Origin of the sequence: Halosimplex halobium (genome assembly GCF_051414055.1) — an archaeon.
In the GTDB taxonomy this organism is placed as follows: Archaea; Halobacteriota; Halobacteria; order Halobacteriales; family Haloarculaceae; genus Halosimplex; species Halosimplex halobium.
Genome location: NZ_JBLKNX010000010.1, coordinates 102,217 through 128,060, shown reverse-complemented (window position 1 = coordinate 128,060; position 25,844 = coordinate 102,217). Strand labels below are relative to the sequence as shown.

Here is a 25,844-nt window from a genome sequence, read left to right as displayed (position 1 = left end):
CGTTATCCGGCTCTTACTTATTGGCTGCCGTCCGGTTGGGACGCCCGATGTCAGGTACCGCGACTCGCGGCGCCGTCGACCGGTCACCGGCGACCGCCGAGCGGCCGTCGCCAGTCGTCGAGCGGCCGCCGCGAGCGGCCGCCGGCGGCACCCGCCGGACAGTTACTCGACCGCACCGGGACCAGCCGAGTGGGGGCCTCCGGACTCGCGACCCGGGGAGGGGACGGCCGTGAGCCGGTCCGGCGGGGGCGACCGCGGGTCGGTGCTGCTCGTCCACCACCGGGCGATCGCCTCGCCGTACAGCGCGACCGTCCCGCACTACCTCGCGCGGGAACTCGCCGAGTCCGGGACCGTCCACGTCCTCAGTCGGCGCCGCCCCGACGGCGCCGGCGACGGCGACGACGGGTTCCCCGACGACGTGGCCCACCACGAGGTCGGGACCGGACAGGTCCCCATCCTCTCGGGGCTGCTGTTCGTCGTCGTCTCGACGCTGTACGCCGCCGCGCTGGGCGCCCGCCACCGCTTCGACGCCGTCTACGCCTTCCAGCAGACGATCATCCAGGGGTGGCCGGCCGCCCGCGCCGGCGGCTCGCGGTTCGTCGTCGGCCTCCAGTCGGTCCCCGTCCGCCAGAAGCGGGACCTCTCGGCCACCCACGGCCGGCTCCCGCTTCGCAAACGGGCCCGCGTGGCGATGCTGTCCCGGTACGCCTGGGCGGTCGGCCGGCTGCTCGACCGGACCGACGAGGTCGTCTGCCTGACCGACGGGATCCGCGAAGCGACCGAACTGGAGTACGGCGTCGACCTCTCTGGCGCCCACGTCATCGGGATGGGGGTCGACACCGACCGCTTCGCCGTCGAGTCGACGCGCGAACCCGCCCGCGGGCCCGACGACACCTGGGTGGTCACCTACGTCGGTTCGATCGGCCCGCCGCGCGGGCTCGAACACGTCCTCGACGCGGTCGCCGAGAGCGACCGCGACGTCGAGTTCCGGGTCGCCGGCGGCGGCGGCGACGAGTACATGGCCTCCCTGCGCGAGCGGGCCCGCGACCTCGGGATCGACGACCGGGTCACCTGGCTCGGGATCGTCCCCCACGAGGAGGTCCCCGGGGTCCTCGCCGACGCCGACGTGGCCGTCTCCCCGCTGGCCGACATCGAGTCCTACCGGATCAGCTTCCCCGCGAAGCTCCTGGAGTACATGGCCGCCGGGACCCCCGTGGTCGCGACCGACATCCCCGCCCACCGGCGGCTGGTCGAACCCGGGACGAACGGACTGCTGTACGACGGGACCGCCGACGGCCTCGTCGCCGCGCTCGACGACGTGATCGGCGGCGAGGTCGACGCCCGGGCGCTGGGCCGGGCGGCCCGCGCCACCGCCGAGGCCCACGACTGGGCGGCCGTCGTGGCCGAACACGAGGCGGTGCTGTTCGACCGGACCGTCCGGCGACCGCGAGCGCAGCCGCTCCCGGCGTAGGCCCGCGCCGCGGGACCTCCCGTCCGGCCGCCCGGAGCGGGTACGAACGTCCGAACCGGCGTAACCCGTCCGACAACGTCGGGTAGCGCGGATATACTTTATTTCCCCGGGCGCGACCCGACAGCACGTGACACCAAGCGCCGAATCGCTCCGCTCGGTCGCGAGCGGGGGCACAGCTCTCCCGGACGGCGACCGGCCGCCGGTCGTCACCGTCGACTCGGTGGCCGCCGACGGGTGCCGGGTCGAGTCGACCGTCTCCTACGACGACGACCTGCGGCCGTTCTTCGACGAGTCCCCGTTCTACGTCGAGTACTGCGTCGACGTCTCCGACCTGCCCGAGTCGATACTGACGATCCCGGTGCTGGCGCACGTCTGCCCGGTGGCGTGGGCGGTTGGCGCCGACGTGCGCGTCCCCGTCGCCGACCGCCGCTTCCTCGACGCCCTCGAGTCCGTCGGCAACACCCTCTGCGAGATGTACCCGTTCGTGGAGGGCGGGCGGGTCGTCGCCGAACGGGCGCCCGAGTGGGACGGGACGGCTGCCGTCCGTGAGCGAGCGTCGCCGTCGGGCGATAGCGGGTCGGCTGGCGGGGCGGGCGTGCTGTTCACGGGCGGCGTGGACTCGCTGGCGACGTACGTCCGCCACCGCGAGGAGGAGCCGACGCTGATCACCGTCCAGGGGTGGGTCATCGGCGTCGACGAGGCGGGCAAGTGGGCCCACACGGTCGACCGGATCGAGGGGTACGCCGACCGCTTCGGCGTGGACGCGCGGTTCGTCCGCTCGAACATGCTGGAGTTCCTCGACACGGCGATGCTCGACGCGCGGTACAGACACCGACACGACGGGAGCTGGTACAGCGCCGTCGGGAGCGGGCTCGGCATGACCGGCCTCTGCGCGCCGCTGGCGGTCGCCGAGGGGATGCGCGACCTCTACGTCGCCGCGACGACCTGGCCGGGCGTTCCCGTGCCGTCGATGCTGTCCCACTGGGACGGCCGGGCGATGCCCTGGGGTTCCCACCCCGACATCGACGACGAGATCGCGTGGGCCGGGACCGAGGTCCACCACGACGCGTTCGAACGCACGCGCCAGGAGCGGATCGGCGCCGTCGCAGACCACGTCCGCGAGCGCGACCCCGACCTCCCGGTCCGGTCGTGCGCGAAGTCGACGACGAGCGGCAACTGCGGCCGCTGCGAGAAGTGCGTCCGCACCTCGCTCGGGCTCATGATCGCCGGGCTCGACCCGCGGGACCACGGCTTCCCGGTCGACCGCGCGGCCTTCGAGCGGGCCCGCCGGCAGTTCGAGACCGACGGCTGGACCCTCGACGAGAACCTCCTCGCGGAGTGGGCGGACATCCGCGCCGCGCTCCCCGCGGACCCGTCGTTCCCGGTCGAGGGGAGCGAGTCGTTCGCCGAGTGGGTCCGCGACGCCGACGTGGCCGGGTTCGTCGCCCGCTCGGAGCCGCCGGCCCGCGACCGGCTCCTCCGGGGCGCGGCGCGCGTCGCCCCCTATCCGGTCTACGCGCGGCTCTCGACCGTCTACGATACCGTCCGCCGGCTCGCGAACGGCCGGTAGGAGACCGCTGGCCCCGTCCGCCGGCGACGGCCGGCCGCGCTCAGCGCAGCGCGTTCAGGGCATCGCGGACGAACGGCCGCGGGTCGTCGAGGCGCAGGTAGTCGAAGCGGGGGTGTTCGCGGAGCGACCCGGCGACCGCCGAGAACGCCTCGCGGCGGCCCGGCCGCTCGACCAGTTCCTCCTCGTCGAACAGGACGCTGTGGAGGTAGGACAGCTCGCCGCGGATGAGGTGGCCCGCCGTTCCCACCTCGTAGTCGTCGACGATCCGGTCGCGCTCGCCGCGGGCGAGCAGCCAGTAGTCGTGGGGGAAGTCCGCGCCCGCCCGCACGGAGAACGGCAGCGACGACCACAGCCGCGGGTTGATCTCCATCAGCCGGAACTCGCCGTCGTCGTCGCGCAGGAACTCGACCATCGCCAGCCCGTGCCACTCCAGCTCGTCCAGCAGCGCGCGGCCGGCCTCGCCGAGGTCCGGGATCGAGACGGACTCGCGGAAGGAACTGGGGCCGCCGGCGTAGTTGTACGCGCGGACCTGGCGGTGCTGGAAGGTCCTGACGGCCTCGCCCTCGTCGTACAGCGCGAAGAAGCCGTACTCGTCGGTGGTCGGGAGGAACTCCTGGACGATCGGCGTGTGGCCGTTCCGGCGGCGGATCGTCTCCACGTCCGGCCTGTTCCCGTTGAGGTACTGCGTCGAGGGCGGGTCCCGGGAGCGGCCGGGCGGCACGTCGTCGACGTAGGCGTCGGCGAGCAGGGTGTACCGCCCCTTGACGACCCACTCGCGGTCCCAGTCGTCGACCTCGTCGAGCAGGCGGGTGTCGGGGACGGCGACGCCGGCCCGCTCGGCGGCGTCGAACAGCTCGACGCGGTCCTGAACCCGGCGCAGGCCCTCGGCGGTCGGCCACAGCGTCTCGACGTGGGGTTCGAACTCCTCGCGGTACCGCGCGAGGACGTACACGTCCTCCTCGCGGACGGGCAGAACCGTCAGCACGTCCGGCCGCATCGCCAGGGCGAGCAGGGCGTCCTTGTAGGCGACCAGGTCCTCGCCCGGGTCGGGGACGACGACCGTCTCGCCGGCGTAGCGCGACCGGAACGCGGCGGCCTCGGCGTCCTCGGAGACGACGACGGTGTGGATCCCGCGTCGTCCCAGCGAGCGCACGCAGGCGACGCTGCTCGGTGCGGCGATGGCCGGGACGACGACGGCGGCGGGCCCGTCGGCTGGATCGATGCTCATCCGCCAGCCCGTAGCCCGCCGGGGCCCGTTAGTATTCACCGCCGGACGCAGAGAAATGGGTGCCTACTCGTCACTTGCGGTCGAACAGGCCCGCCGCGGCGCCGGAGAGCAGGCCCGACCGGCCGTCGGTCCCGTCGCCGGCCATCGACAGCCGCCGACGTTCGAACTGCTCGTAGGCCCAGCTGGCGGCGTCGAACAGCAGCGGGTTGCTGTGGACCCGGTAGCTCGTCTCCAGAACGGGGTCGAACTTCGCCTTGTACTCGTTGATCCGTTCGGCGCCGGCGCCGACGAGGTCGTAGCGGCTCCGCCCGTCGGCCAGCGCGTCGGTCATGACCCGCCAGTCCAGCAGGTCGTTGACCGGCAGGGCCACGTCCCGTTCCGGCCGGACGCCGCCGATCCACCGGTAGACGGTGTCGTCGTCGGCGAGCGCCAGGATCCCGCCGACGAACTCACCGTCGACCCGGCAGACGTACGGGCGGAGCTGCTCGTCGGGGAGGGCCACGGCCAGGTCGTCGATGAAGCGCCTCGGCATCGACACCGGCCGGTCCTGCTCGCGGTAGCGCCGCTCGACCTGGTCCAGGATGCGCCCCACCGCCCGCTCGCCCTCCGCGCGGACGGTGTAGTCGGCGTCGTAGCTGGTGTCGATGTTCGACCGGGCGTCGCTGCTGAACCGGTCGAGCAGGTCCGCCTCGTCGGTCAGCTCGACGACGTACGTGTACTGGGGTTCGACCTCGTAGCCGCCCCACTGGAACGGCCGCACGTCGTCGTAGCGGGGGCCGGTGTCGATGCGGGTGATCGCCGGGTCGATCGTCTCGTCGACGTACTCGAAACAGCCGTCGAGCAGTCCCTGGTGGCGCCGTTCGGCCTTCCGCCGGGAGAGTTTCGCCATGTTCAGCCGCGCGGGTCCGAGGTACTCCGCCCACGCGGCCGGCGGCGGCGAGAACGCCGCCCGCATCGGCCCCTTCTCGACCTCGAACAGGGGCAGGATTCCGACGGGTTCCTGGCCCTTGTAGCCGACCAGCGGGTACAGCTCCGCGCCGGTGTAGTCGGCGAGGCGCTCCAGGACGGCCGACCGGTGGAACACCGTCGCCTCCGGCGACCGGTCGACCGCGCGGTCCCACTCGTCGAACTCGTCGGCGTCGAGCCGTGTCACGTCGATACTCATCGCTCGATGTACCCCAGGTCTTCCAGCCGCGATTCGACCGCCCCCTCGCGGGTCGGGGCGTCGACCGGTTCCATGTCGGCGTACTCGCGGGTGCCGACGTCGTCGACGACCGGGAGGACGCCGCCGTCCATCCGCTCCGCCCGTGGCAGGCCGAACAGCGCCAGCAGCGTCGGCGCCACGTCGTAGATGCCCGCGCCGGACAGCGACGCGCCGGTGTCGACCCCCTCGCCCGCGACCGCGACGACCCCCTCGCGCCTGTGGTTCCACGGCTCGGACGGCTCGCCGAAGGCGTCGTCGGCCAGCCGCGCGGAGAGGAACTGCTCGAACTCGTGGGGGACGAGGACGACGTCGACCGCGTCCTCGGCGGCGGGGCCCTCGAAGTACGCCTCCCTGGGTTCGACCGCCTCGAAGACGGGGTCACCCTCCGGCGTCTCCACGTCCACGAGCAGGTCGATCAGCTCCGCGCGGACCCGCTCGTACTCGTCGGGCGGGACCACCCCGTCCGGCTCGCGTCCCTCGACGTTGAGCCGGATACCGAGTTCGCTCCGCGAGCGCGCGAACGCCGTCGAGGCGGCGAAGTCGACCTGTTCGGCGCCGGACTCGGCGACCGACGACGGGACGACCCGGCCCACCGCGTCGGTCAGCCCGAGCGCGTCGAGGACGCGGACGACCCGCTGGGTGGTCACGCCGGCGCGGGCCAGCCCGGCCATCGCGGCGTCGAGCGCGCCCCGGTCCACGTCGCCGGTCTCGCCGCGGCGCAGCTTCGAGTCGCGGACGGTCGCCCACGTCGGCATCCCCTCGCCGCCGCGTCGCGTCTCGACGTAGCCGGCCTCGCGGAGGAACTCGTTGACGCGGAACTCGTAGTCGTCGTACTCGCCCATGCCGTGGTCGCTGACGACGACGACGGTCTCGGGGTCGACCCGGTCGAGCACGCGAGAGAGCTGTTCGTCGACGGCCTCGTAGACGGCCTCGACCGCGTCCCACTCGTCGGGGTAGCGGTGGAAGACGGTGTCGACCACCTGGAACTGGAGGAAGCCGAACGCGGGGTCGAACCGGTCGGCGAGGTAGGTGAACGCGTCGCCGCGCATCCGGACGACCTCGCGGTGGGCGGCGTAGCCGGTGTCGGCGCCGTCGCCCCCGGCGTCGGGGTACACCCGGTACTCGCCGACGGCGTCGCGCACGTCGTCGAGCAGTCCCTCGGGGTGGCAGGGCGGGTCCTCGGGGGCAGTGTAGCCGGGGATCAGCGCGCCGTCGAACGGCCGCGGCGGGTGGGTCACCGGGACGTTGACGACGACGCTCCGGTGGCCCGCATCGGCGAGGTACTCCCAGACCGCCCGCTCGCGCAGGTGCGTGGCGTCGACCACGTCCCACTCGTAGCCGTCGAACGCGAGGAAGTCGAACAGTCCGTGCTTGCCGGGGTTGGTGCCGGTGTACAGCGAGGGCCACGCGCTGGGCGTCCACGGCGGGATCCCGGACCGAAGCGGCCCGCTCGCCCCCCTCTCGAACAGCGATTCGAGCGTCGGTACCGTCCCGCTCTCGACGAGCGGCTCGAGGACCCGTCGACACGCCGCGTCGAGGCCGACGACGAGGCAGCGCATCCCTCCGTGCGTCTCGACCATACCGCCAGTTGACAGTACCGCCGAATTGTAATTGAGTGAGTATCGGGCCGGGCCGTCACCGTATCGACTCCTTTCCGCGGGGTAGCGGCGCTTTCGCACGGGTCCGTGTCGGCGGACTCGCCGGGACGGTCGCCGCCCGGGTTCCGACCCGTCCGCGACGGAGCCGCTCCCGACCCGGGACGAACAGGCTCGGGCCGGACTGGGCAACCCGGTAGACACTCCATAGAATCGGTTCACGCCGTTGTACCGCCGGCGGCGGGCAGGACGGTCGGGAATGGCGGCCCCGACCTCAGGCCTCGGTCGCGTCGTCGATGCGGTCCCACTGGTCGTCGGACAGCGACACCTCGATGGCGTCGAGGTTCTCCGTTAGCTGGTCGACGGTCCGCGCGCCGATGATCGGGACGCAGGTGAACCGCTCGTGGTCCATCAGCCAGCGCAGCGACACCTGGGCCGGCGTGGCGTCGACCTCGTCGGCCACGGCCCGGATCTCGTCCAGGACCTCCCAGGCCTGGTCGTCGAGGTACCAGTCGGTGAAGTGCTCGTCCAGATCGCCCCGGGAGCCGTCCGGCGTCTTCACCTCGCCGTCGCCGACGCGCTCGTACTTCCCGGTGAGGAACCCGCCGTGCAGCGGCGAGTACGGACAGACCGCGATGTCCTGGTCGGCGCAGACGTCGAGGTACTCCGAGACGGGGTCGCGGTAGGTCGCCGAGTACTGCGGCTGGGTGACGGTGAAGGCCTCGTAGTTGTTCACGTCGGCCTGCCACAGGCCCTTGGTGAGCTTCCAGGCGTCGCACGTCGAGATACCGACGTAGTGGACCTTGCCCTCGCTCACGAGGTCGTCGACCGCCCGGAGCGTCTGCTCGATGGGGGTCTCGTCGTCGAAGCGATGCAGGTAGAGGATGTCGAGGTAGTCGGTGCCGAGTTTCTCCAGCGAGCCCTCGACCTCCGCGCGGACGTTCTTCTTCGAGAGGTTCTCCTGGAACCGCGAGCGGTCGGCCCAGTAGCACTTCGAGGCGACGACGTAGTCCTCGCGGTCGCGCTCGTCGAGCCACTCGCCGATCCACTTCTCGGAGCGGCCCTGGCCGTAGCCGTTGGCGGTGTCGATGAAGTTGCCGCCCCGCTCCTCGAGGGCGTCGAGCAGTTCGTGGGCCTGTTCGCGGTCGGTCTCCATCACGCCGCTGTCCTCGTGTTCGAGGCCGAACCGCCAGGTGCCGAGACAGATGGGCGATACCTGCAGTCCCGTCGAGCCGAGTCGGACGTACTCCATGCGCGTCCGATCGACCGGCCGCGTGTTAACCGGTCGGGTACCGGAAGCGGCTTCCGGCGGAGCGGGCGCCGAACCGTCCGTTCGACCGGTCGACGGGGATCGCGAAATGGGGATTCCGAGACGAATACATTTTTTTACCAAAGCGGCTTACCACCGGTCGATGCCGAACGGCGGGGGGACGAAGCCACGAGACGGGTTCGCCGACGACCGGACGACGATTCTCGTCGTCGACGACGAGGAGGTGGTCCGCGAGTCGTTCGCGCTGTATCTCGAACCGCTGGGCTACGCGGTCCGGACGGTCGACAGCGGCGAGGCCGCGCTGGCGGCCGTCGACGACGACGTCGACGTCGTCCTGCTGGACCGCCGGATGCCCGACCGCTCGGGCGACGAGGTCCTGGAGGAGATCCGCGCCCGGAACATCGACTGCCAGATCGCCCTTGTCACGGCGGTCGACCCGGACTTCGACATCGTCACGATCGACTGCGACGACTACCTGGTCAAGCCGGTCGACCGCGACGACCTGGTCGAGACCGTCGAGCGGCTCGAACTGCTCGACGAGTACGACGAGGCCCGGCGCGAACTCAGCACGCTCCGGGTCAAGCGCAACGTCCTCGAGGTCGAGAAACACCCCTCGGCGCTCGAGGACAGCGCCGAGTTCCGCCGCCTCCAGAACCGCATCGACGAGCTGGAGGCCGAACTCGACGAGATCGAGTCCGAGTTCGACGAGCGCCTCGGCTACGAGGACCCGAGCTAACCTCCTCAGCGTAATCGCGCCGTCTCCCGGCGCGCCGTCTCCCGGCGCGCCGTCGGCCCCTTGCGCTGTCACCGGTCGCCGACGAACAGCGCGGCGGCCGCCGCCGTGACCAGGAGGAAGGCGACCAGCGAGAGGTTCGGGACCGTCAGCCCGACCACGCGCAGTTGTACCGCCGCGCAGCCGCCGAACGTGCAGCGGCCGCCCGCCGCGACCTGCAGCCAGGAGTGGTACGCCGCCAGGACAGTCCCCAGCGTCGACAGCGGCAGGACCGTGCGGGAGACGCCCGGGCGGCGTTCGACCAGCGCGACGCCGAAGACGACCACCAGCGGGTACATCAAGATTCGCTGGTACCAGCAGAGTTCGCAGGGGACCAGCCCCATCCCGACGGAGAGGTAGAGGCTCCCGGCGGTGGCGACGGCGGCGACGAGGGTCCCGGCGGCGAGCGGATACCTCGGATCGAGGCGGTCGAGACGGGCGAGGGAGGGGCTCACGGACGGCGCTGGGCGGGGCAAGGCAAAATGCGGTTCGGTTCGGCGGAGGCGGACAGCGGTCGAGCCGGCGGCGCGGCCTCAGACGAAGCGGAACGTCTCCAGGTTCTTCGGCGCGAAGGTGCGCATGTTGAACTCGTGGTACAGCGCCGACGACAGGTCCTGGGTGGAGGACTCGTCGCCGTGGACGCAGAGCACCTTCTCGGGGCGGGGGTTCATCGTGCGGACGAAGTTCTCCAGGCCCTGGCGGTCGGCGTGGCCGGAGAAGCCGTCGACCGTCTCGACGTCCATGTTCAGCGAGAGGGTGTCGGCGCGGCCGCCGCCGTCGTTGACGGGGATCTCGTCCCAGCCATTCTGGATGCGGCGACCGAGCGTCCCCTGGGCCTGGTAGCCGACGAATATCATGGTGCCGTCGTCCTGGCCGCCGACGTGGCGGAGCCAGGACATGATGGGGCCCCCCTCGACCATCCCGGAGGTCGAGAGGACGATGCAGGGGCCGCCGTCGGCGATCTCCTGGCGCTCGTCCTCGCCGCCGTCGATGTGGTTGAACTGGTCGGCGAGGAACGGGTTCTGATCCTCGTGGAAGATCCGGTCGCGCAGGTCGTCGCGGAGGTACTCGGGGTAGGTGGTGTGGATGGCGGTCGCCTCCCAGATCATCCCGTCGAGGTGGACGGGGACTTCGGGGATCTCCCCCTCCCGCATCGCCTCCTCCAGGACGAGCATGATCTCCTGGGAGCGCCCGACGGCGAACGCGGGGATGAGCACCTTGCCGTCGCGCTCGACGGTCTCGCTGATGACCTCCTTGAGCTTGCGCTCGGAGTCGGCCTGGTCGGTCTGGTAGTCGTTGCGCCCGCCGTAGGTCGACTCCAGCACCAGCGTCTCGACGCGGGGGAACTCGTTGACCGCGCCGTTGAACAGGCGGGTGTCCTCGTAGTGGATGTCCCCGGAGAAGGCGACGTTGTAGAGGCCGTCGCCGATGTGGAAGTGCGAGATCGCCGACCCGAGGATGTGGCCGGCGTTGTGGAAGGTGAGCTTGATGTCCGGCGCGATGTCGGTCACGTCGCCGTATTCGAGGGGGATAGTGTGTTTGATCGCCTCGCGGACCATCTCGGACTCGTAGGGCGGCGACCGCCCCTCCTTGGCGGCCACGTCGAGGTAGTCAAGCGTCAGCAGACCCATCAGGTCCCGCGTGGGTTCCGTGCAGTAGATGGGGCCGTCGTAGCCGTACTTGAACAGGAGCGGGATGAGCGCCGAGTGGTCGAGGTGGGCGTGGGTGAGCACGACCGCGTCGAGCGAACTCGGGCCCGAGCCCAGCCCCTCGGGCACCTGGAGGTAGGGCACCTCGTCCTCGGCGCCGGGCTTGTCGCCGCAGTCGATGAGCACGCGGGTCTCGGGCGTCGAGAGGACGAAGGCGGCGCGGCCGACCTCGCGACAGCAACCGAGCGTGGAGATGCGGACCCACTCGTCGTCGGACATCTCCTCGCGGTGGATCTGGCGGCCGATCCGTTCGAGGATGTCCCGGCGGTCGTCCCGTTCCTGCTTGAGGAAGTTGCGGACGTTCTTGACCGTCGAGGACTCGATGGGCGGCGTGCGGACCACCTCGGGCGTCCAGCCGACCTCCTGGGTGATCTCCCGGAGCGTCGAGCCGTGGCGGCCGATGACCATGCCGGGCTTCTGGGCCTCGACGACGACCTCGCCGGTGTCGTGGTGGAAGTCCAGGTCGGTGACGCCGGCCTCCTCGGGGATGATGCTCTCGATGGTCGCCCTGGCGTCGCTGGGTTCCGAGAGCTCCGAGGGGTCGGGCCGGACGGTGATGCGCTTGCGGAGCTTCGAGGCGAGCTCGCGGATCAGGTCGCCGTTGCTCGCGAACTTCTTCGGGTCGCGCGTGTACACGACCAGCTCCGGCCCCTCGTAGGCGACCTCCGTGATGGAGATGTCGACCGGGACTTCCTGTTCGATCTCTGCTCTGATATCGTCGAGTTGCTTGTCTACTTGACTCATAGCTGCGAAAACAGGGTCGGACCGGCCGGTCGCCGGGCGGCGCCGACGGCTACCCGCTCGTCGTCGCGCGCGCCACGGCGTGCCCGCCGGGGTCTGAGAGCAATACTCATAGGTCGGTTTTCCTGCTGGGGGAATCCACTCCGGACCCTAGACGGAAGTGTCCGGAAAACCGGCTTACTCCCCTCTAACCTCCCGGCGTTATAAAAGCCTTCGCAAACGAGTAGGCGATCCGACGCGAGGGACCCGATATGCGAATCACGCCGGACGCCGTCGCCGACCAGCACGAGTGGGTCCGTGAGCGCGACGCCGTCGTCGTCGCGCTGGTCAACGCGACCCGCGCCGACCTGGGCGAGCGCTTCGACACCGAGGTCGACGAGGTGACTCCCGAACAGTACCGCCGGGCCGTCGACGAGGTGTTCGCCGACGGCGACCGCGCCGTCAACGTCGCCGCCCTCGTCGCCGTCCTCCGGGACCTCGACGTGGCCGGCGACTACCCCGGCTTCGTCGTCGACGAACTCCTGGGGCGGGAACTCGCGGGAATCATCGCCGGGAATCAACCCCTGCGCCTGCTCGGCGAGGCCACCTTCCACTACGCCGACGTGGCGATCGAAGGGGCGGAGGCGGCCGTCGAGGGGACCGGCGAGTCCGCGGCCGTCGACGAGGGTGACCCGGCGGGACTGGACGACCTGGACGCGGCGCTGGCCGCGGGGTTCCAGACGCGACTCCCCGGGTGGGACTGGCGCGAGGGCGAGAACCCGTTCGCGGTCGACCCGTAGTCGACCGGCGATACCGGCGGGAGCGAGTGACGCCGGCCCCGATCAGTCCCGGAGCAGCGCGTCGCCGTGGCGCTCGCGCAGCCGCCGGAGGTCCTCGCGCTGGCGTTCGAGGTGGTCGGGCACCTCGTCGTACACGTCCCCGAAGAGGTCGTCCGGGTCGGGCGCCGCCTCGGCCTCCGCCGTCTCGATGGCGTCTGCGACGCGCTCCTCGACCCGGTCGTCGATAGCGTCGACGCCGTCCTCGTCCAGCCGGCCGGTCTCGACGAGGAACGTCTCCAGGCGGTCGATCGGGTCGCGGTCGCGCCAGTACTCGACCTCCTCGTCGTCGCGGTACACGTCGGGGTCGTCGGCGGTCGTGTGGGCGCCGTAGCGGTACTCGACGGACTCGATCAGCGTCGGCCGCAGGTCCTCGGCGTCCGGGTCGAGGGCCTTCTCGCGGGCGTAGCGGACGACCGAGTACACCGCCAGCGGGTCCATGCCGTCGACGCGGATCCCCTCGAACCCGTAGGCGTCGGCCTTCTGTGCGAGCGTCGCGCTGGCGGTCTGGCGCCGCCGCGGGACGGAGATGGCCCACTGGTTGTTGTGACAGAGGAAGACGGCGGGCGCGTCGAACACGCCGGCGAAGTTCAGCGCCTCGTGGAAGTCCCCTTCCGAGGTGGCGCCGTCGCCGAAGTGCGCGAGCGCGACCGACTCGTCACCGCGGTGGTCGGCCGCCATCGCCGCGCCCGTTGCGTGTGGGAGCTGGGTCGCGATCGGGATGGCTTCGGGTGCGACCGTCGGGCCGTCCGCGGAACCGCAGGGCAACTCCGCACCCATCAGCCCGCGGAGGACCCCGGGCAGGTCGAACCCCGCCACCAGCCGGACGGCGTGTTCGCGGTAGGTCGGGAACACCCAGTCATCGTCGGCGAGCGCGAGTGTGCTCGCGACCTGGCCGGCCTCCTGGCCGCTCATCGGCGCGTATGTCGCGAGCCGCCCCTGGCGCTGCCAGCTCACCGCACGCTCGTCGAAGTGTCGGGCCGTCACCATCGCCTCGTACATCGTCACCAGCGCCTCGTCCGAGAGGTCGGGTTCCGTCGCGCCGGGGAGGAGCCGGCCGTCCGGGTCGAGGACCCGCACCTCGCCGCTGTCGTCGGCGTAGTCGTTCGTCCGTATCAGGTCCGTATCTCGTATCGTGCTCATGGTGTGGTGGTCCGCTCGTCCGCAGTGTCGTCTGCCGAGTCGCTGTGGTGGATAGTGGGGGGCGCGTCGGTCGGTGCGCCGCCGGTCGAATTACGTTGTCGCGAAAGGCTCCGCCAGCGGTGTCGGGAAACGCCGTGCTATCGCGTCGCGTCGGTCACGCAGCGAAGCGGTCGCCGTCCGCGCCGGGCTGGCGGAGGACATACGTTGACGAAAGCGCGGTTTATACTTAATTATTGTGTGGTATCCCGAACCACACCGCACGAACGTCCGGCTTCTCGACCGTCTCCGGCCGAATCCCGGGACGACAGGTCCGATCGGTCGGAGCCGGAGACGCACGTCTACCGACGGATCCGCCCGCACGGCGACAGGTCCGATCGGTGTTCGTCGGACCCGTCGGGGACGCTGGCGGCGTGCGAACGCGAACCGGGGCTTCGTCAGGTTCAAGAACGCAGTCGGCGAGGATTCGATAATGAGTGGCGAGCAGGAACTCGGCATCACCGAGAGCAAGGAGCATTCGACGGGCGAGTGGTACGCCGAAGTCGTGCAGAAGGCGGAGCTGGCCGACTACGCGCCCATGGGCGGGTTCATCGTCACCCGCCCCCGCGGGTACGCGGTCTGGGAGCGCATCCAGGACCACCTCGACGGCTGGTTCAAGGACACAGGGGTCGACAACGCCTACTTCCCGATGTTCATCCCCGAGAGCTACCTCGAACGGGAGAAGGACATCGTCGAGGGCTTCGACCCCGAGGTCGCGTGGGTGACCCACGGCGGCTACGAGGAACTCGAGGAGCGCCTGGCGGTCCGCCCGACCAGCGAGTCCATCATCACCCCCTTCATCGCCGACTGGGTCCGTTCGCACCGCGACCTGCCTATGCGGCTCAACCAGTGGTGTTCGGTCGTCCGCTGGGAGGCGACGGAGACCAAGCCGTTCTTCCGCACGAAGGAGTTCCTCTGGCAGGAGGGCCACACCGCCCACGCCGACGAGGACGGCGCCTGGGACGAGACGATGACCCGCCTCGACCAGTACGAGCGGCTCTACGAGGACGTGATGGCCATGCCCGCGCTGAAGGGGCGCAAGCCCGAACACGACAAGTTCCCCGGCGCCCACACCACCACGACCATCGAGACGCTCATGCCCGACGGCAAGAGCGTCCAGGCCGCCACCTCCCACTACCTGGGCACCTCCTTCGCCGAGGCGTTCGACATCACCTACGCCGACGAGGACGAGGAGGAACAGACCGCCCACACCACCTCGTGGGGGCTCTCCTGGCGCTCGATGGGCGCGCTCATCATGCTCCACTCCGACGACCAGGGGCTCGTGCTCCCGCCCACGCTCGCGCCCACGCAGGTCGTGATCGTCCCCATCTGGCAGGAGGACAACAAGGACGAGGTGCTGGAGTACGCCGCCGACGCCGCCGCGGAACTCGACGAAGCTGGGATCCGGGTCAACCTCGACGACCGCGACAACCGCAACCCCGGCTTCAAGTACAACGAGTGGGAGCTGAAAGGGGTCCCCCTCCGGGTCGAGGTCGGCCCCAACGAGGTCGAGGACGACGAACTCACACTCGTCCACCGCCCCGACGGCGAGAACAGCGTCGAGAGCCGCGACGACATCGCCGCGACCGTCTCCGAGCACCTCGACACCGTCTACGCCAAGCTCTACGCCAGCGCCGAGGAGACGCTGGAGGGGGAGATCCGCGAGGCCGACTCCCGCGAGGAGATCCTCGGCACCATCGGCCAGCACGGCGGGTACGTCAAGTCCGGCTGGTGCGGCGACGAGGACTGTGAGGAACCCATCAAGGACGCCCTCGCCGCCGAGATCGTGATGGTTCCCCTAGATCGGGGCGAGGAGCCGATCCACGACGACTGCGCCATCTGCGGCGACGAGGCCGAGGAGACGGCCTACTGGGCGAAGACGTACTGAGACCATCTTTTTGTCACCTGGGTTTCCTCGGTCGCCGCTGGCGACCTGCGGGGAACCCGGGTGGAAAAACATGGGTGAAAAAGCCGGACGACTCGCTCACTCCGTTCGCTCGCGTCCGGAGAACCGGCGCCTGCGGCGCCGGATGCTCGGCGGACGTTCGGTGTGTCGATCGTAGTCGGACGCGAAGGTTGAAATACGGGTGCGCGACCACCGCGGGCCATGGACGCACTGCTGTCTCGACTCCGCGGGAGCGACGACGGGGACGCCTGCGAGTGTGACCCCTCGTTCGAGGACGACCGGCTGGTCGTCGACGCGAGCGACTGCCCCGGTGGCGGGCGGCTCGCCTCGGCGACCGACTGCCGCGAGACGGTCGTCGGGGCGCTGACCGAGCGGGACGCCGAGACGGTCGTGACTCGCGCCGACGGGACGGTCCGCGCGTACGAGGACGACGCCGCGGCGCTGCTGACGGCGGCTGGTCGGTTCGCCGATGCCGTCGCCTTCCGCGACGAGCGACTCGCCGACCGGGCGCTGCGGGACCCGCTCGCTGCGGCGCGGGAGGCGACGGGGCGGGCCGGTCCGGTCGAACGGATCGCCGCAGAGACGGGACTGGACGAGGGCGCGGCCGGTGCGGAGGGGTACGAGGACGCGCTCCGGCCGTTCGTCGGGCCGACCGTCAGCCGCTCCAGGGTCGCCGCGCGGCCGCCGGGCGACGCGCGACTGCGCGACCGCCGGGAACTCGACGGCGGGGGGGTCGTCCGGATCTACGAGCGACCGGGCGACGCGGTGGCGACCTACCACCTCGAACCGGTCGAGGCGCGGTTCGACGAGGCGACGACTGCGGCGCTCTCGGCGGCCTACGAGCGGCTGGCCGGCGGCGAGGTCGCGGGGGCCGAGCGGGCGCCGGGCCGGGCCGCCCGGGCGGTCGCCGGCGAGGACGACCCGGTCGAGGACATCGCGGCCGTCCTCCGCAAGCACGCCCGCGGGTACGGCGTCGTCGCGGATCTGTTCGCCGACCCGCGGGTCTCGGACGTGTTCGCCACCGCGCCGGTCGCGGCGACGCCCCTGCGGGTCCGCGTCGACGGCGAGGCGATGCGGACGAACGTCCGGCTCACAGAGGCGGGGGCCGCGGCGCTGGCCTCGCGGTTCCGCCGCGAGAGCGGCCGGGCGTTCTCCGGCGCGGACCCGACGCTGGACGCCGCGGTCGCGACGGGCGACCGACGGGTGCGCGTGGCCGCGGTCACCGACCCCGTCAGCGACGGGGTGGCCTTCGCTTTCCGGGCAGGCGACCGGGAGGCCTGGACGCTCCCCGCGCTGGTCGCGAACGGGACGATATCCGCCGACGCCGCCGCCCTGCTCTCGGTCGCCGTCGAGCGGGGCGCGGCCGGGCTGGTCGCCGGCCCGCGCGGCGCCGGGAAGACGACCTGCCTGAGCGCGCTGCTGTGGGAGGTCCCCGCGGGGACCCGGAGCGTCGTCATCGAGGACACGCCCGAACTCCCCGTGGAGGCGCTCCAGTCGCAGGGCCGCGACGTGCAGGCGCTCCGCAGTTCGCTCGACGAGAGCGGGACCTCACCGACCGAGGCGCTCCGGACCGCGCTCAGGCTCGGCAGCGGCGCGCTGGTGGTCGGGGAGATCCGCGGCGAGGAGGCCGGGACGCTGTACGAGGCGATGCGCGTCGGCGCGAACGACGGCGCGGTCCTCGGGACGATCCACGGCGACGGCGGCGCGGCCGTCCGCGAGCGGGTCGTCGCCGACCTGGGCGTCCCCCAGAGCTCCTTCGCGGCGACCGACCTGCTGGTCACGCTCGAAGCCGCCGAGAGCGCCGACGGGACCCAGCGCCGCGTCCGCGCCATCGAGGAGGTCGAGCGGGCCGGTGGCGAGAGCGGGGACGCGAGCGGAGCGGCGGACGCCGACGCAGCCACCGCGTCGGTCGAGTTCGTCACGCTCTACGAGCGCGACGGCGACGGCCTGGCGCCGACCGACCGGATCGAACGGGGCAACAGCCGGCTGGTCGCCGCGCTGACGCGGCCGGCGGAGAGCTACGCCGACCTGCGGGACGAACTGTCCGCCCGGAGTGAGTGGCTCGACGGCCTCGCCGAAACTGGCCGGACCGATCCCGGGACAGTCGAGCGGGCACGGGTCGAACGAGAGCGGGTCGACGGGGAGCGTGCGTGATGTCCGGGCGCCGATCCGCGGACGGGCGGGCACCGCGAGCACCGGAGAGCGGACCGCCTCGGACTCGCGACGGCGACGACCGTTTCGTCGCAGCCGTCGAGACGCTCGCCGCGGTCGCACCGTGGGACCCCGGAACGGACCCGCAACTCGGACGGGCGGTCGACTTCCTGGGGTGGGACCTCGACGCGGAGACGGTCCTTCGGGCGGCCGACGGTGCCGGCGTCGTCGCCGCCGTCGCGGTCGCGGTTCCCCTGATTCCGCTCCTGGGAGCGCCGTCGGTCGCCGTCGCCGCGGCGCTGCTGGTCGGGCTCGCCGTCGCGGCCGCCGCGCGGTACCTGCCCCGCGGGCTGGCGACCGCCCGGCGGACCCGCGCGCTCGGGACCGCACCGGAGCTCGTCTCCAGCGCGGTCCTGCGGATGCGGCTGGCACCGACGCCCGAGACGGCGGCGGCCTTCGCGGCCGAGACGAGCGACGGGCGGCTGGCGCGGAGCCTGTCGGCGCACGTCCGGCGGGCGCGCGGGACCGGCCGGTCGGGGCTGTCGGCGTTCGCCGACGAGTGGGCCGAGTGGTTCCCCGCGCTCCGGCGCGCGCTCACCCTCGTCGAGTCGGCGGGCTCGGCCGAACCGGAGGAGCGCGAGCGGGCGCTGGACGGCGCGCTCGACGTGACACTGGAGGGGACCCGCGAGGCGATGGCCGAGTTCGCCGCCGGGGTCCAGGGACCGGCGACCGCGCTCTACGCGTTCGGCGTCCTCCTGCCGCTGGCGCTCGTGGCCCTGCTCCCGACCGCCGGCACTGTCGGCCTGGAGGTCCCGCTCGCGGCGGTCGTCGTCGGCTACGACCTGCTGTTGCCCGCCGCACTGGTGGTCGCCAGCGGCTGGCTGCTCGCCCGCCGCCCCGTCGCCTTCCCGCCCGCACCCGTCTCCTGGTCGCACCCCGACGTGCCCGACAGCCGGTGGCCCGCCGCGGTCGCCGGCGCGGCGGCCGGCGCGGGCGCTTGGCTCGTCGTCACCCGGGTCGCGGCCCCGTGGGCGGCGCTGGTCACTGCACCGGCTGCCGGCCTCGGCGTCGGCCTCGTCGTCGCATACCGGCCGATGACCGCCGTCCGCGAGCGGGTCGCCGCCGTCGAGTCGGGGCTGCCCGACGCGCTGTATCTCGTGGGCCGCGAGGTGGACCGGGGCCGCTCCGTCGAGGCGGCACTGGACGACGCGGTCGAACTGCTGGACTCGGCGACCGGCGAGGTCTTCGCCGACGCCGTCCGCCAGCAGCGACAGGTCCGGGCGGGCGTTCGCGAGTCCTTTCTCGGCGAGCACGGCGCGCTCGCGACGGTGCCCAGCGAGCGCGCGCGGAGCACGGCGGAGCTGCTCGCCGTCGCCGCCTCGGAGGGCCGGCCAGCAGGGCCGGCGGTCGTCGCGATGGCCGACCACCTCGACGACCTGCAGGGCGTCGAGCGGACGATCCGCCGGGACCTGGAGCGGGTCACGTCGACGCTCGCCAACACGGCGGCCGTGTTCGGCCCGCTCGTCGGCGGCGCGACGATCACGCTGGCCGAACAGATGAGCACGGACGGCCCGCTGACGGCTGCCGTCTCTCCCGCGGCGCTGGGACTCGCCATCGGCGCGTACGTGATGGCGCTCGCCGTGATCCTGACGGTCCTCGCGACCGGGCTGGAACGCGGTCTCGACCGCTCGCTTGTCGGCTACCGGGTCGGCCGTGCGCTCTCGCTGGCCAGCGCCGTCTTCGTCGCCGGCCTCGTCGGGACGGGCTGGCTGGTCTGAACCTTTATACCGGAACGGGCGACCAGGCCGGCCCATGTTCGACACCGCCGTCGAATCGACGCACGTCTGGCTCGGGCTCGCAATCGTGAGCGCCGGGATACTCGGGCTCGCGCTGCGGGTCCCGACCGCGCCGCCGCCCGACGCGACCGGGCTCGCCCGCACTGTCGACAGCGTCGCCGCCAGCCCCCACGAGGCGACGGCCCGACACCCACTCGACGCCCGACAGATCCGGATCGGCGCCCACCGGGTCGGCCTGCGCGGTCCCGGTGGCGACGCGCACGCGTCGCTCGCCTACGGGCCGGTCGTTCCCGCCGTCGGCGGCGACGGCGACCGGCTCCGCCGCGTCCTCCGCGGGATCCCACCGGAGCGTGTGTTCGGCAGCGAGGCGACGTTCGCACGGGCGCTCGACCGCTCGCGGACGACGGAGCCGTCGTGGCGGTCCGCGCCGGAGCGGCTGCTCGTCAGACGGGTGACCTGGGGGGACACGAATGCGACGCTCGTGGGCGCGTGAGGCCCAGACCGAGCCGCTGGCGGCGGTCGTGGCGGTCGTGGTCGTCGCGCTGGCACTCGCGCTCTACGCCGGGGCCTTCGAGGCGAACGTCCCGGGTCCCGTCGACCGGAACCACGCCGAGGCGGCCGCCGACCGGGTCGAGCGCGCGCTGACCGCCGGCGGTGTCACCCGGCCCGGTCGCCTCGCCGCCGCGCTCGACCGCGGCCCGGACGGATACCGGATCAACGCCACCCTCGACTTCGGGGGGCGGACGGAACGGGCCGGCCCGGCCGCACCCGAAGTCGCCGACACCGCGTCCCGGCGGGTGAGCGTCCGCACGGGTCCGGGCGAAGTCGCGCCCGCTCGGCTGGAGGTGCGCGTATGGACCTGAGAGCGTCGAGCACGACACTCGATACGGTGCTGTTCGTCCTGCTGGTCGGTGTCGCCGTCGGGACGCTCGCGGGCGTCGGCGACCGGCGAGCCCCGGGCGGGGACCGCGTCGCCGAGGAGACGGCGGACCTGCTGGCGACGACCACGACCGAGGTGACCTACACCCGTTCGGCCCGGGTCCCGTCGTCGGCGCTGCTGGACGGCGACGACACGGTGACCGTCACCGCTGACCGGACGGCCGCGGGGACGCGCACCGAGTTGCTCGCGGCGGCCGCGCTGGCCGACCCGTCGCTCGGCGGCGCCTCCCTCACCGGGATGGGCGGGGACCTGCGGGCCGGCGCGCGGAACGCGACCGAGCGCGTGCTGTACACTCGCGAGGCGACGGTGCAGGTCGCGGTGACCTGGCGCCCGTACCCGGACGCGACGCTGCGTTCGTCGTTTGCGGTCGGTGAAGCGCCGCCGCGGGACGCCGACGTGTCGGTCGCGACGGTCGCCGCCGCAAGCGGCCTGCCGAACGTCACCCGACCGGCCGAACGGGCGGCGCGGGCGAACGGCTTCGACGGCGTCGCGGGCGTGCTGGCCGATGCGGTCGTCGCCGACCTGTTCCCGCCGGGCCAGACGCGCGACGCCCTCTACAGCGAGGGGCCGGACCGCGCGCTGGTCGCGCACCGCTACCGGCACGCTTCGGCCGCTCTCGGCGTCGACACGGCCAGGTTCCTCACGCCCGGGCACGTCGATCAGGCGAACAAACGCCTCTCCAGCGGGCTGGCGAAGCGGCTGGCGACCGACCTGCGACGACGGTACGACTCGCCGGCCGCCGCGGCCGAAGCGGTGCGAGCCCATCAGGTTCGGGTCGTCGTCAGGACGTGGTCCGGATGAGCCGGCGCGGGTTCGAACTCGGGCGGCGCGGGCGCGTCCCGTTCGCGCTCGTCGGCGTCCTGCTGGTGCTGACGAGCGCGCTGTTCGCCAGTGCCGTCGACCGCCCGCAGCCGACGCCCGAACCGGCGGTCGACCTGGCCGTCGAGCGGACGACCGCAGACGCCCGCGCGGCCCTCCGGACGGCCGTCGCCGAGGCCGGCGTCGCAGCGGCCAGCGACCCCGTCGTCGCGCCGGCGAACAATCGGTGGGGCGAACTGCTCGACCCCGACACGGCGTTCAGGGACGCGCTGAAGATCCGGATCTACCTCGCCGCGCGGGAGCGGTTGCGGTCGGTCGCGCGCACCCACCGCGGCGTTCGGGCGTCGGCGTCGCTGCCCTCGACACCCACACCCGGCGCACTGGCGGAAGCGATGACCCGGGTCAGCGTCGAGCGAGCGGGTCCCGACGGAACGGAGCTCCGCGCCGAGGTTTCCAACGTCACCGTCGAGGCGACGCGGAACGGTCGGGTCGTCGGGAGCGACCGGGTCTCCTTTTCGGTGGTCGTCCCGACGCCGGTACTGGCCGTCCACGAGCGCGTCGAGACCTACCAGGAGCGGCTCAAGCGCGGGGTCACGAAGCCGGGGCTGGGCCAGCGGCTGACCGCCCGGCTCTACGCCGTCGCCTGGGCCCGGGGCTACGCCCAGTACGGTGGCGCGCCCATCGACAACGTCGTCGCCAACCGCCACGTCGAACTGCTGACCAACGGGGCGATGCTGGGCGTCCAGCGGTCGACGTTCGGCGAGAGCGACCCCGACGGCCGACGGGGGCTCACGAAAGCCATCGCGCGCGTCGGGCTCCAGAAGGTCGTCGCGGCGGCCGGCCGGAGCGACCCCGCGACGAGCGCGCTCCTGCAGGAGCGGATCCGGGCCGCGGGCGGACCCACTGAACGGGCGGGCGTGCCAGGGCTCGCCGCCGGCGGAACCGACGCGCCCGCCCCCAACGAAACCGTGACCGTCTCGGTGGGCCTCTCCGCCGACAGGGCGTTCCGCGAGTTCGTTCGTGCGGACGGGATCAACGGGACTGTCGACTCGGTGTTCGGGGCACGGATCCGGACGCTCGCGGCGACCGAGCGGGTCGCCGGCGGGACGCCCGACCGGCCGGGCCCGCCCGCGGGCGACGACTGGCAGTTCCGCGTCGAGTCGACCGACACCGACGTGGTGGCGGTGTCGAACGCGAGCCGCGCCCCGCCCGTCTCGGACCCGTCGGGGTACCACCGGCTGGAGACGTACGTCCGGACCGTGCGGCTGCGCCACGAGCGAGAAGCCGTGTGGCACCACAACGGCTCGCTGAACGCGACGACCCGGACGAGCACCGAGACGAAGCGGGTCCGGGTCGCTGTCGTCGGTCGCCACGCGCCGACGCCCCACGCTCCGGCCCACCCCATCCCGTCGGTCCACGAGCGGAGTGGTCGGTTCCGCGGGCCGAACCTCGCCGACGTACCGCCGAAGGTCCGCGACGCGGTCGAACTCGCGGGCGGCCCAGACGGCCTGGCTCGCCGCGCGGCCCGGGGGAGACTTCCCGAGGGGACGACGCGGATCGGCGGCCAGTGGCCCGCCGAGGTGGCGCGGTGGGCCCACCGCGACCTGATCGGGTTGCGGCGGACGCTCCGGGAAGCGTCCGTCTCCGTCTCCCGCGGGCGGATGGGCACTCACGAGGCGACGCCCGCGGCGAAACTCGCGGCGAACCTGAGCGCGCGGCGGGCCGAACTCGTGGACGCGCCGCCCGCGTACGACAGCGTCGCTGCGAAGGCCCGGGCGGCCGTCCGCGGACGGTACCTCTCGCTCGTGATCGGACGGCTGGAACAGCGGGCCGACGAGCGGGCCGAGCGCGGGAACGCGTTCGCGAACGCCATCGAGGACGTCGGCGGGCCGTCGCTGTCGCGGCTACGGTCGGGCTACGACGCTCGCCGGGCCGACGGGCGCGACGCCGGCCCGGAAGGCGGGTCGAGCGGGGCCGCCGGAGTGCGACCGGGCGGAAGCGACGGGCCGGACCTGGAGTACTCGGTCGACGGTGCGCCGCCGTACCTGACGCTCGCGAAGGTCACGCCGGGGCAGGTCGCGGCGGTCGACAACGCCACGCACCCGCTGACCGCCCGGAACGTCAACTACTTCTCGGTCCCGTACGGCGACGCGACGGACGTGGTGTTGAACGCGCTCCTGCCCGGCGGGACGAGCCGCGAGCAGCGGCTCTCGACGGCGGCGCGGGCGCTCCGGGCAGCCAACCGGACGCTGGAGCACCGGCCGAACGCCACCGTCAGGGAGCGCCGCGACCGCCTGCGAGAGCAGCTGAACGACACGGTCGAGGCAGTCGAGGGGGAACTGGCGACGGCGCTCGCGGACGCCGGCGTCGGCAACGATTCGACCGACCACGACGCCATCGTCGAGGCGGGACTCGACCGGTGGCCGGCGCTCGACGCGCGGGCGCTCGCGATGACGAACGGGTCGGTCGTCGACCCGGTCGTCGCCGCCGCGGTCCGGCGGACCGGCGGCGAGTGGTCGACGATCCGGCGCGACTGGGTCCGGCTGGGGCTGCGAACCGCGCTCTACGACGCGCTGGAGTCGAAACGTGGGAAGGTCTCGGGGCCGGCGGTCACGGGCGCGACCGCGGTCGTGAAAGAGCGGGTCCGGCGGCAGGTGCGGTCGGAGATCTCGTCGGCCGCCGCGAAGCGACTCAACCGGTCGATAACCCAGATCCCGGCCGGGCTGCCGCTGGCGCCGCCGCTGGGCAACTGGGTCGCGACGACCAACGTCTGGTCGGTGACTGTCCGGGGACAGTACGCCCGCTTCGCCGTCGAGGTGCCCCGCCGGACGCCCGCCGTCGGCGACGCGTCGCTGCAGTACGTCCGCGACGGCGGGAACGCGACGCTGGACCTCGACGGGGACGGCGTTCAGGAGACGCTGGGGCGCTCGTCGAAGGTACGGTTCACGTCGCGGACGGCGGTGACGGTGGTCGTCCCGCCCGGCGGCACCGGCGTCGGTGACATCGACGGCAACATGGTTGAGGAGTCGGCCGGGTGGCCCAGGCCCGGTCCGAACCCCCGGGAACGGCCCTGGACCGGCGAGACGTATCCGCTTTCGACCGGCGAGACCGGCGGAAACGCGCGGTCGAGCTGCACGCCTGTGGGTCGGTCCGACGATGGATCGGCCGAGCCGTGTCCGTACCCGTAACCGGGGCGGTGTCCGCACTCCCGACCGGGCGTGTACTCCGGTTCCCCGGGACCTGTCGACCGAGCGACCGAGAGTGACACTGACTTGTAGGCCGACCCCGAAGGAGGAGTATGCTCAGAGGCGAGTTCGAGTCGGCGGCCGAGCGGTCGGCCGAGGAGTTGCGCAGCGCGTACGGCGAGGTACTGGCCGAGACCGTCGAGTCGGTGGGAGTCGACACCGTCGTCTCGCGGTCGGGGATCGACCGCGAGGTCGTCGCGGCCGTCGCGGCCGGCGAGGAACCCGAGCTGACGCTGGAGGCCGCGGCGGCCGTCCTGGCCGCCGACCCCGAGCGCCCGGACGGCGAGACGATCAAGGCCGAAGCGCTAGACATCCTCCTGATGGGGATGACTACCGCGGTCGTCGACGTCGACGCCGTCGCGGCAGGGCTGAACGACGAGATGGATCCCAAGGAGATCCAGCAGAAGGTGGAGGGCCGATACCCGATTACGCTCGCCGAGTACGCGGCGATCCACCACTTCCTCGAAGCTCGATAATGCGCGTCGCTATCCTCGGCTGCGGCTACGTCGGGCTGGAACTGGGCCGACAGCTGACCGCGGCGGGCCACGACGCCGTCGGCGTCCGTCGCTCGGAATCGGGCGTCGAGGCGATCGAGTCCGCGGGCTTCGCGGGCGTCCAGGCGGACGTGACCGACGCCGACGCGCTGGCGGCGGTCCCTGACGCCGACGCGGTCGTCTTCGCGGCCAGCAGCGGCGGCCGCGGCGCCGAGGCCGCCCGCGAGGTGTACGTCGAGGGCCTGGAGACGGCGGTCGACCACTTCTGCGGGCGCGCGGACCCGCCCGACCGGTTCGTGTATACGTCGAGCACAGGCGTATACGGCGACCACGACGGCGACTTGGTCGACGAGGAGACGCCCATCGAGCCGACCACCGAGAAGACAGAGGTACTCGCCGAGGCCGAACGGATCGCGGTCGAGCGGTCCGCGGCGTCCGGGGTCGACGGCACGGTCGCCCGGTACGCCGGGCTGTACGGCCCGGACCGGTATCGGTTGTCCCGGTACGTCGACGGCCCGGTGACGGAGGGGTACCTGAACATGGTCCACCGCGACGACGCGGCGGGTGCGGTGCGGTACCTGCTCGACGCGGACCTGGCCCGCGGCGAGGTCGTCAACGTCGTCGACGACGAACCCGTCTCGAAGTGGGCGTTCGCGGACTGGCTGGCCGACCAGTGCGGCGAGCCCGAGCCGCCCAAGCGGACGGTCGAGGACCGTCTCGCCGACGAGGACCTCTCGGAGACCGTCGAGCGGCGGCTGCGGACGAGCAAGCGCGTCTCGAACGGGAAACTGCGCGGGCTGGACTACGAGTTGGCGTTCCCGACCTACCGGGAGGGGTACCGCGCGGCCGTCGACGCGTATCTCGCGGACGGCGACGGGACCGCCTGAGCCCGGTCGAACGTATCCGGCGCCCGAGGTGTCGGCGAGTCGCCCGATCGAT

At 72.6% G+C, this 25,844-nt stretch carries 20 protein-coding genes; 13 read left to right on the top strand and 7 right to left on the bottom strand.

Annotated features, from left to right (window positions below):
• Window positions 1-229 precede the first annotated feature (229 nt).
• Both ACMGFG_RS11930 and ACMGFG_RS11925 read left to right on the top strand, forming a co-directional pair.
• Window positions 230-1,471, top strand: a complete 1,242-nt coding sequence (locus ACMGFG_RS11930) for a glycosyltransferase (protein ID WP_436930554.1) — start codon at window positions 230-232, stop codon at window positions 1,469-1,471.
• Between the two features lie 127 nt (window positions 1,472-1,598).
• Window positions 1,599-3,041, top strand: a complete 1,443-nt coding sequence (locus ACMGFG_RS11925) for a hypothetical protein (RefSeq protein ID WP_436930553.1) — start codon at window positions 1,599-1,601, stop codon at window positions 3,039-3,041.
• 40 nt (window positions 3,042-3,081) lie between these two features.
• Here the strand turns inward: ACMGFG_RS11925 and ACMGFG_RS11920 are convergent, their stop codons facing one another.
• From ACMGFG_RS11920 to ACMGFG_RS11905, 4 genes are all read right to left on the bottom strand, one after another.
• Window positions 3,082-4,269, bottom strand: a complete 1,188-nt coding sequence (locus ACMGFG_RS11920) for a carboxylate--amine ligase (RefSeq protein ID WP_436930552.1) — start codon at window positions 4,267-4,269, stop codon at window positions 3,082-3,084.
• 70 nt (window positions 4,270-4,339) lie between these two features.
• Complete coding sequence (locus ACMGFG_RS11915) at window positions 4,340-5,434, bottom strand: GNAT family N-acetyltransferase (RefSeq protein ID WP_436930551.1); 1,095 nt, start codon at window positions 5,432-5,434, stop codon at window positions 4,340-4,342.
• Window positions 5,431-7,053, bottom strand: a complete 1,623-nt coding sequence (locus tag ACMGFG_RS11910) for an alkaline phosphatase family protein (protein ID WP_436930550.1) — start codon at window positions 7,051-7,053, stop codon at window positions 5,431-5,433. The genes ACMGFG_RS11915 and ACMGFG_RS11910 overlap by 4 nt, the downstream gene beginning before the upstream one ends.
• Before the next feature lie 289 nt (window positions 7,054-7,342).
• Window positions 7,343-8,320: an aldo/keto reductase gene (locus tag ACMGFG_RS11905; RefSeq protein ID WP_436930549.1), complete on the bottom strand. Its 978-nt coding sequence runs from the start codon at window positions 8,318-8,320 to the stop codon at window positions 7,343-7,345.
• Between the two features lie 160 nt (window positions 8,321-8,480).
• Here ACMGFG_RS11905 and ACMGFG_RS11900 point away from each other — a divergent pair, with 160 nt between their 5' ends.
• Window positions 8,481-9,074: a response regulator gene (locus ACMGFG_RS11900; protein WP_436930548.1), complete on the top strand. Its 594-nt coding sequence runs from the start codon at window positions 8,481-8,483 to the stop codon at window positions 9,072-9,074.
• Between the two features lie 68 nt (window positions 9,075-9,142).
• On the opposite strand, the gene ACMGFG_RS11895 is transcribed toward ACMGFG_RS11900, so the two are convergent.
• Both ACMGFG_RS11895 and ACMGFG_RS11890 read right to left on the bottom strand, forming a co-directional pair.
• Window positions 9,143-9,565: a disulfide bond formation protein B gene (locus tag ACMGFG_RS11895; RefSeq protein ID WP_436930547.1), complete on the bottom strand. Its 423-nt coding sequence runs from the start codon at window positions 9,563-9,565 to the stop codon at window positions 9,143-9,145.
• Window positions 9,566-9,643: 78 nt separating this feature from the next.
• Window positions 9,644-11,563: a beta-CASP ribonuclease aCPSF1 gene (locus ACMGFG_RS11890; RefSeq protein WP_436930546.1), complete on the bottom strand. Its 1,920-nt coding sequence runs from the start codon at window positions 11,561-11,563 to the stop codon at window positions 9,644-9,646.
• A 248-nt stretch (window positions 11,564-11,811) separates the two neighbouring features.
• Here ACMGFG_RS11890 and ACMGFG_RS11885 point away from each other — a divergent pair, with 248 nt between their 5' ends.
• On the top strand, window positions 11,812-12,339 hold the full coding sequence (locus ACMGFG_RS11885; RefSeq protein WP_436930545.1) for a DUF7984 family protein: 528 nt from the start codon (window positions 11,812-11,814) through the stop codon (window positions 12,337-12,339).
• 42 nt (window positions 12,340-12,381) lie between these two features.
• Here ACMGFG_RS11885 and pdhA read toward each other — a convergent pair whose 3' ends face one another.
• Window positions 12,382-13,518 carry a pyruvate dehydrogenase (acetyl-transferring) E1 component subunit alpha gene (gene pdhA, locus ACMGFG_RS11880; RefSeq protein WP_436930544.1) on the bottom strand — a complete coding sequence of 379 codons (1,137 nt, stop codon included), beginning with the start codon at window positions 13,516-13,518 and terminating at the stop codon, window positions 12,382-12,384.
• Between the two features lie 469 nt (window positions 13,519-13,987).
• Here pdhA and proS point away from each other — a divergent pair, with 469 nt between their 5' ends.
• From proS to ACMGFG_RS11835, 9 genes are all read left to right on the top strand, one after another.
• On the top strand, window positions 13,988-15,442 hold the full coding sequence (proS, locus tag ACMGFG_RS11875; RefSeq protein ID WP_436930543.1) for a proline--tRNA ligase: 1,455 nt from the start codon (window positions 13,988-13,990) through the stop codon (window positions 15,440-15,442).
• 219 nt (window positions 15,443-15,661) lie between these two features.
• A complete protein-coding gene (locus ACMGFG_RS11870; RefSeq protein WP_436930542.1) occupies window positions 15,662-17,614 on the top strand; it encodes an ATPase, T2SS/T4P/T4SS family in 1,953 nt (650 codons plus the stop codon).
• Window positions 17,614-19,389, top strand: coding sequence for a type II secretion system protein (locus ACMGFG_RS11865; RefSeq protein WP_436930541.1), 1,776 nt, complete (start codon window positions 17,614-17,616; stop codon window positions 19,387-19,389). Before ACMGFG_RS11870 ends, ACMGFG_RS11865 begins: the two co-directional genes overlap by 1 nt.
• 34 nt (window positions 19,390-19,423) lie before the next feature.
• Window positions 19,424-19,900 (top strand): DUF7283 family protein, encoded by a 477-nt coding sequence (locus ACMGFG_RS11860; RefSeq protein WP_436930540.1) that lies wholly within the window; start codon window positions 19,424-19,426, stop codon window positions 19,898-19,900.
• Window positions 19,878-20,270 (top strand): DUF7285 family protein, encoded by a 393-nt coding sequence (locus tag ACMGFG_RS11855; protein WP_436930539.1) that lies wholly within the window; start codon window positions 19,878-19,880, stop codon window positions 20,268-20,270. The genes ACMGFG_RS11860 and ACMGFG_RS11855 overlap by 23 nt, the downstream gene beginning before the upstream one ends.
• Entirely contained in the window at window positions 20,261-21,148 is an 888-nt protein-coding gene (locus ACMGFG_RS11850) for a DUF7284 family protein (protein ID WP_436930538.1), read from the top strand. Before ACMGFG_RS11855 ends, ACMGFG_RS11850 begins: the two co-directional genes overlap by 10 nt.
• A complete protein-coding gene (locus ACMGFG_RS11845; protein ID WP_436930537.1) occupies window positions 21,145-24,354 on the top strand; it encodes a DUF7286 family protein in 3,210 nt (1,069 codons plus the stop codon). The genes ACMGFG_RS11850 and ACMGFG_RS11845 overlap by 4 nt, the downstream gene beginning before the upstream one ends.
• 110 nt (window positions 24,355-24,464) lie before the next feature.
• The gene (locus ACMGFG_RS11840; protein WP_436930536.1) at window positions 24,465-24,887 is read left to right on the top strand and encodes a DUF5791 family protein; all 423 of its coding nucleotides are present in this window, start codon (window positions 24,465-24,467) and stop codon (window positions 24,885-24,887) included.
• The gene (locus ACMGFG_RS11835) at window positions 24,887-25,792 is read left to right on the top strand and encodes an SDR family oxidoreductase (protein ID WP_436930535.1); all 906 of its coding nucleotides are present in this window, start codon (window positions 24,887-24,889) and stop codon (window positions 25,790-25,792) included. Before ACMGFG_RS11840 ends, ACMGFG_RS11835 begins: the two co-directional genes overlap by 1 nt.
• Window positions 25,793-25,844: the final 52 nt, after the last annotated feature.